5 protein-coding genes are annotated in these 7,898 nt (G+C 42.4%); all 5 read right to left on the minus strand.

Going from position 1 to position 7,898, the window contains the following annotated elements; genetic code table 11:
• Positions 1–259 precede the first annotated feature (259 nt).
• A complete protein-coding gene (locus RHS_RS27420; protein ID WP_027295326.1) occupies positions 260–1,303 on the minus strand; it encodes a LacI family DNA-binding transcriptional regulator in 1,044 nt (347 codons plus the stop codon).
• A gap of 323 nt (positions 1,304–1,626) precedes the next feature.
• The gene (glgB, locus tag RHS_RS27425) at positions 1,627–3,573 is read right to left on the minus strand and encodes a 1,4-alpha-glucan branching protein GlgB (RefSeq protein ID WP_395023601.1); all 1,947 of its coding nucleotides are present in this window, start codon (positions 3,571–3,573) and stop codon (positions 1,627–1,629) included.
• Positions 3,574–3,577: 4 nt separating this feature from the next.
• On the minus strand, positions 3,578–4,936 hold the full coding sequence (locus RHS_RS27430) for an alpha-amylase family glycosyl hydrolase (protein ID WP_027295333.1): 1,359 nt from the start codon (positions 4,934–4,936) through the stop codon (positions 3,578–3,580).
• 15 nt (positions 4,937–4,951) lie between these two features.
• Entirely contained in the window at positions 4,952–5,527 is a 576-nt protein-coding gene (locus tag RHS_RS27435; RefSeq protein ID WP_027295334.1) for a TetR/AcrR family transcriptional regulator, read from the minus strand.
• A 112-nt stretch (positions 5,528–5,639) separates the two neighbouring features.
• Positions 5,640–7,898 (minus strand): hypothetical protein (locus tag RHS_RS27440; RefSeq protein ID WP_395023602.1); only part of this gene is annotated, 2,259 nt, incomplete at its 5' end.

Genomic DNA, 7,898 nt, shown 5'->3' on the forward strand with positions numbered 1-7,898 from the left:
CTTTTATCTACAGATCATTTTATCTACAGATCCTTTTATCTACAGATCATTTTATCTACAGATCCTTTTATCTACAGATCATTTTATCTACAGATCATTTTATCTACAGATCATTTTATCTACAGATCCTTTTATCTACAGATCATTTTATCTACAGATCCTTTTATCTACAGATCCTTTTATCTACAGATCATTTTATCTACAGATCATTTTATCTACAGATCATTTTATCTACAGATCATTTTATCTACAGATCATTTTATCTACAGATCATTTTATCCACAGACTGTCTTCTCTTCAATTTACACCTGATCTTGTAGGGATAACTCTGGTTTGCATCCAACGTTCCCTCCACCTCGTCCACCACAATTTCTGCTGCCTTTTTACCAATTTCGTGAAGCGGCAGAGCCATTGTTGTAAGTGCCGGTTTGAATGCGGTGCTGAACTGCCTGTCATCGAACCCAATTAATGCAATATCCTTCCCAATCTCCAAACCATGATCATTCGCATAATCATAGACCCCCAATGCCATTACATCACTCATGGCAAAAATAGCCGTGACTTTTTCCTTCATCAGTTGCCCGCACGCCTCATATCCCATACTTCTCAGCCAGTTTCCGGTTACATTCAGCCCAGGGTTAAATAAAAGTTTATTTTCATATAATGCTTTCTGGTGTCCAACCATTCTGCCAAAGGTATGAAGACTGTCCTTGTCACCGGATATGACCCCGATCCGTTCATGACCTCCCCTGATCAGTTCCATGGTTGCTTCATACGCTGCCTGCTCATCATCAAATACAACAGATGGAATCCGCTGGTCACCTGCAAATCCGTATGCCACAACCAATGGACATTTAAGCCCTCCCGGAATACTTTTAATTTCACGGCAGTGGGCGCCGATATAGATGATCCCCTCCACTTGTTTACTCTGCATAATCAGGAATTCCTCTTCCACCTGCTTTTTATAATCCTCATGATGGTAAAAAGCATTGTCATATTTCTTATACAGCCTTAAGTTCCCGAGAAGAAACGTATAATCCTTCTCTTCCAGATATTCATTAATGCCATCCACGATCTCCACACAGTTAAATACCGTCAGATCCTCTGTTATGATTCCAATTGTTCTGGAGTTTCGCTGTTTGAGATTCCGCGCCATCATATTTGGCACATAACCCATTTCTTTTGCCGTCTTTAGAATGCGCTCCTTCGTTTCTTCTCCAACCCGTCCCTTCCCATTCAGAATATTAGAAACCGTAGCAATTGAAACCCCGCATTCTTTTGCCACTTCTTTAATGGTTGCCATAACTTTATATTCCTCCCCTGTGATATATTTTAGGAATAAACTTTTAGTAAAACTTTTAACTAAAACTCCTACTTCTTTTAAGTATAACACTAAATACTCTTTAAATTCAAGTGATAAAACGTTACACCTGAACCAAAGGGATTTACTCTATTGGCAGTTCCTATTGCATGCACAGAAATGTCCCTCTGATTTCATCCGCCAGATAATAAACAGCCTCCAAATCCTGGGATATTAAAAAAATCAGGGGTGAAATCCTTTCGTATGGATTTCACCCCTGATTTTTTAATATACAAGCCTTTTCACCAGGAACCGATTACTTCCCTTTAGAATTTAAACACCGCCACTCCATAGGCCGGCAGTTCATATCCAAAGGAATACGGCATACCGTCACATTCTTTCTTAACCGCCTTAAAGGTCTCGGGCTGAATTTTACCGGTTCCGCCAAACTCCTTGGCATTGCTGTCCAGAATCAGCTTATACTGTTTTCTTCTGGGCACTCCCACCCGGTAATCTTTTCTCTCCACCGGTGTGAAATTAATTACAAACAACAGATTGCTTTTTCCATTTTGTGAGTGCCGGATAAAACTAAAGATACTTCTTTCATTATCATTTGCATTCACCCACTCAAAACCATCCGGATCATAATCATGGTCATACAGCGCAGGCGTCTTTTTATAGAGATGGAGCAGCGTTTTTACAAAATGCTGCATCTGGGCATGTCTCTCTTCACCCAGCAGGTACCAATCCAGTTCTCTTGCCTCACTCCATTCCTGGAACTGTGCAAATTCCTGACCCATAAACAAAAGCTTCTTACCCGGATGCCCGATCATAAACGAATAAGCTGCTTTCAAATTTGCAAACTTATCATCATACTGTCCCGGCATTTTGCTGATCATAGAGCATTTTAAATGTACCACCTCGTCGTGGGACAGCACCAGCACATATTTCTCAGCATAGGCATAGGTCATGGAAAACGTCATCTTATGATGATTATACTGTCTGAAATAAGGATCCAGCTTCATATATTCCAGGAAGTCATTCATCCATCCCATATTCCATTTCATCGAAAAAGCCAGTCCATCTTCTTCCGCTTTTCCGGTTACTTTCGGCCATGCCGTCGACTCCTCCGCAATCATAAGCGTCCCATGATTACGCCCCAGAACAACTGTATTCAAATGTTTAAAAAACTCAATTGCCTCCAGGTTTTTATTCCCACCGAATTTATTTGGCAGCCACTGACCATTTTCTCTTCCATAGTCCAGATACAAAATCGATGCCACTGCATCCACCCGCAATCCGTCAACATGATACTGCTCCACCCAGAAAAGTGCATTTGCAATCAGGAAATTTTTAACTTCACTTTTACCAAAATCAAAGACTTTCGTTCCCCAATCCGGATGTTCTCCTTTTTTGGGATCTGCATATTCGTATGTACTGGTTCCGTCAAACTCTGCAAGTCCATGGGCATCCTTTGGAAAATGTGCAGGAACCCAGTCCAGAATGACACCAATTTTATTTTTATGCATGTAATTCACAAAATACATAAAATCTGCAGGCGTTCCATACCGGGAAGTGGGTGCATAATAGCCGGTGACCTGATACCCCCAGGAGCCGTCAAACGGATGCTCTGCAATTCCCATGAGCTCTACATGGGTATATCCCATTTCTTTTATATAATCCACCAGAGCATGGGCAAGCTCCTTATAATTATAAAATCCATCTTCATCTCCGTCATTAAGGGGATGCTTTTTCCAGGATCCCGGATGCACTTCATAAATGGAAACCGGCTGCTCGTCCTGATTCGTCTGTGCACGTTTTGTAATCCAACCCGAGTCTCCCCACTTGAAATTGTTGATTTCCGCAATTCTGGACGCCGTTCCCGGTCTCACTTCCGCCTGATTTCCATATGGGTCTGCTTTGTATAATCCCCGTCCATCTTTGGCAGTAATATAATATTTATATAAATTGCCCACATTCGCCTCAGGTATGAAAGCCTCATACACTCCTATGGGGTCTATACGCTTCATAGGATGTGCTTTTTCACTCCACCCGTTAAATTCACCGATAACACTCACATCAGCGGCATTTGGTGCCCAGACGGCGAAATAAACGCCGTCTTTTCCCTCTATTTTCTGTGGATGAGCTCCTAATTTTTTATAAATATCATAATGTGTTCCCTGACCAAACAGATACTGGTCTAAATCGCCAAACAAAAGCCCTTTGTTCTCAGCCTTCTTTGCTGTTCCTTTGGCCTGCTTTTTCTCTGCCATCTTCTCACCCCTGGTTTATTTTTATAATTACGCTTCCACACGCTTTTAATTCTACCGTAATCTTACCGCCATCTGCCGCAACTGCTTCTCCGGTAACAGCATCCATGCAGCTTTTTGCTTCCACCGGCAATGATATAGTCATCACAGCTGCATTCTCATCATTATTAACTGCAACAATAACCGCTTCCTTCTCCCAGATCCTGGCAAAAGCATACTGGCGGTTAGTCAATGCCAGCTCCCTGTATTTTCCGCCTGCAAGCGCCTGGTTCCCTTTACGGATTTCACCAAGCTCTTTTAAATGCCTGATAATTTCAGGATGCTGATTATTCTTCTCACATTCTTCCAGTACCAGATGCGGTCTCAGCGGATCATCATTTCCGCCCTCTTTCTTACCTTCAATTCCCCATTCAGATCCATAATAGATGGAGGGAATTCCCGGCAGCGTATAGAGCAGCGTATATACCGGATTAATGTGTTCCTTATTCGTCAGCTTGCTCATAATGCGGTCCACATCATGATTATCTACAAAAGAATACAGTGTTCTTCCCTTATAGATCCCGCCATTTTCATCGAACTCACGCTTGACCGTATGGGCAATTTCAAAATAATTATGATCATTATGCCCGGAATACAAACCCTTGTGAAGTTCATAATTGGTAGTAGCGTGTAAGACTTCATCATTTGCCCATTTACCGTAATCTCCGTGGATGACTTCACCCATCAGCCAGAAATCTTTTTTCTCAGCTGCCGTAACCCTGCGCATCTCTTTCATAAAGTCAAAATCCAGACAGTCTGCACAGTCCAGACGGATACCGTCAATATCAAATTCCTCAATCCAAAAACGAATTACGTCCAGCAGATAATCCCGCACCGCGCCTTCACACAGATTCAGATTCACCAATTCAAAACAGTTTCTCCATGCTTCATATCCGAAACCGTCATTATATGGCGTATTCCATCCAAAATTAATACCCTTATACCAGTTCCGGTAAGGTGAATTCTCCCTGTTCTGCTTAATATCCTGAAATGCAAAGAATTCCCTTCCCGTATGGTTGAACACCCCGTCGACAATCACCTTGATTCCTTCTCCATGGGCCATCTCCACAAATTTCTTAAAATCTTCGTTGTCACCAAGGCGCCTGTCGACTACTTTATAATCCTTTGTATCATAACCATGTGTGGTAGATTCAAATAACGGCCCTATATAAATTGCAGTACACCCAATTTCTTTTATATGCGCCAACCAGGCAAATAATTCCTCAAATCGGTGAATTATTTCATTTTCTTTGTTTTCTTTCGGTGCCCCTGTCATTCCCAGGGGATACATATGATAAAATACTGCCTCTTCATACCATTTACTCATTTCCGTCAATCTCCTTTACGAATATATTCCATACATAAACTGATGCACCAGGCTTCGCTTGGTGTCGTCACTAACAATGATTTCCATTTCTGTCTGATCACATACCACTAAAATATAATGGCTTAATATTCCAATAAATCCAATGGCAAACTGCCGTTGGCGCCCCCTCATATTTCCCAGCTGCCCTTCCGCCTGCTCAAACACATCCACAATGATGTGGTAAAACTCACTCAGCAGCGGCTGAACCGCGCGATAAGCGTCGTTGTCCTTTGCAGAATAAAACAGCGCCATCATCAGCATATAGGTCTTCTTATGAGATATTGCATAATCAATAAATGCAGAAGCCAGATGATAAAGGGTCATGGGAAGATCACCTTTATATACAGCCGCCTTCACCAGACGTGCCCGGAATTCCTCAAACTGTGTATTCAGCAAGTTTTCCAGGAGCCCGTATTTACTTCCAAAATAATAATATAACGTAGGTTTCGTAATTCCTGCCTTTTCTACAATCTCCTGTATTCCCACCGCATCATAGCCCTTGTGGTAAAACAACTCCAATGCAGCTTCCATAATCAACTGTTTATTATCCATTGCAATTCTCCTTATGTTATTATTATACCGTTCGGTATATAAAATGTCAACAAAAAGGAGCTTCTCTTCAGAAACTCCTTCCCGCAGGTAATTCATCTGTTTACTTTTAAATTTATCTAAAATCTTTCTCACAAAGCAATACTCTGTCTTCCTCGTCAAACCGTTTGCCTGACAGGCTTGAGAATAATTTTCTCATACCAATACGGTCAACTCGTTTAATCGCCTTGTCTACAATATCCTTGACATCCGCTACCGTGACCGCATGATCCGGCGACTGAATTTCCCCGATCCGGTCATAGAGAAGTCCCACAGCAGGTTCTTCAATATGATAATCCTTGTCATTGGCATAAGTCTTTCCAAAATACACCAGCTCGTCGTTGGTAAATATCGGTATCGTGATATTTACATTAAACTTACAAGCCAGATCCGGATAACGTGCAAGCAGGTCTCTCACATAGCTCTTCTCGTCTTCCAGAATAACTAAGAGGCCGTCTGTCTTAAATTCCATAGCCTTAGCAAGCATCTCAACTGCATTTTCATCCAGGTCCCCGGCTTCCTCAATAATCAGCGTGCCGCCTGCAATCTTCGCTATAGTAGCCGGTATATCCTTTTTATTAAAATCTTCCGCATAGATCTTAGCCACCTTCGCTGAGCTCTGGTGTTTCTCCTGGCTGATTACCTTCGCAAGGTTAATGCCAAGGGTCGTTCTCCCGCTTCCTGCATCCCCTGTTATCACCACATTTCCGACCTTTGAATTACCGGATCCGAAATTACCTTCTCTGATTTTGGAGATAGCATGGGCAAGCTGAGCATCCAGCCCTTTTATCCATGCAAAGAATCCAAGCGTCGTCTTTTGTGACTGTGTAAGCGTCATAGGTACATGTGCATTCAGTTCCGGTGCGGGATGATACATCGGATCTGATGCAACTCTATGTACGCTTTCTTCCACATCAGATAACATCTGATCTTTCTTCGTCATATCGGAATGAAGATGAGCCGTATTTGCCGCCGCCTCAATGGCCGCTGACAGATCAATCGTAGCACCGGGATCATCTGTTTCCGGCATTTCTATCTCTTCCGGTATTTGAATTTCATCCGGCATCTGTATCTCTTCCGGCATTTGTATCTCTTCCGGCATCTCTACTTCCGGCATTTGTATCTCTTCCGGCATCTCTACTTCCGGCAAAACAGGCTCTTGCGCTTCTGCTGCTTCTATATCCTGATATTCAATGCCTTCGTCCGCATCTTCATCATATTCATATTCGACTACATCTTCCGGTTCTTCCTCATATTCGTATTCAGCGTCTGCTTCCGCTTCCTCTTCATACTCATATTCTTCTGCATCTTCATCCAGCTCCTCAGAACCTTCTTCTTCCGGATCATATTCCAAATCTGCATCATATTCCGGCAGTTCTTCATCTAACGATTCTTCATCTAACGGTTCTTCGTCTGCATCCATATCCTCTGCATCCAGTTCCCCGTCAAAATCCTCTTCATCTTCCATGCCGTCATCCAGATCTTCTTCGTCATCTAATTCTTCTGCTGAATCATCTTCCGGTTCTTCATCAAAATATTCTTCCGAATCAATATCATCCAGGTCATCCAAATCCTCCGTATCTTCTTCATCATATGCCTCTTCGTCCCCGGCATCTTCCTCATCCGATACTTCGTCGTCTTCCACACCACTCATAGAAGTAAGTACATCATCGATAGAAATTCCTCTGAATTCCTGATCCTCCGAATAAACAGCTTCCTGTGCTTCCGCTTCCATTTCGGAAACTTCTTCATCAGCGGTATCTCCTATAACGGTAGCAGGATTCACTTCGTCTTCCTCTTTAGGCTTCTTAATTCCTGATAAAATTTCACGCATATTTTTAGCCAGCTCCATTTGCAAATCTGCTGTATTATATGCCGGAAGTACCTGAATTGACTCTGGTTTTCCTTTATTTTCTTCCTGAAGTGCCTCTTTCACAGGTGTATACTGACGAATCATCTCTTCTTCATCCGCATAATTATCTTGTCTGCCATAGTTGTCTGACTCTTGCTTATGCATTGCTACAGACGCTGCAATCTCCCGCTCCGTAGCTGCAATTATATTAGCCGCCAACGCTTCCTCTTGTGTCTCCGGCATCCCTTTCAGAATTTCCTTTTCTAACTTAGGAACTGCTTTTGTCACTGTTTCTTCTTTCGTCTTTATATCAACAATTCCACTGGGATTATCATAGATTGTCTGCTGTTCCGGAGTCAGCGGAACATAATTTCTCTTAAGCTCTAATGCCTTTACCACATATTTTCCATTGTGGAACCAAAGCGTAATATCATCACACTCTTCAATACATTTTTCAACAAATCCGGCCTTGTGGTACAACTT

It is taken from the genome of Robinsoniella sp. RHS (genome assembly GCF_001029355.1).
Classification (GTDB): Bacteria; Bacillota; Clostridia; order Lachnospirales; family Lachnospiraceae; genus Robinsoniella; species Robinsoniella peoriensis.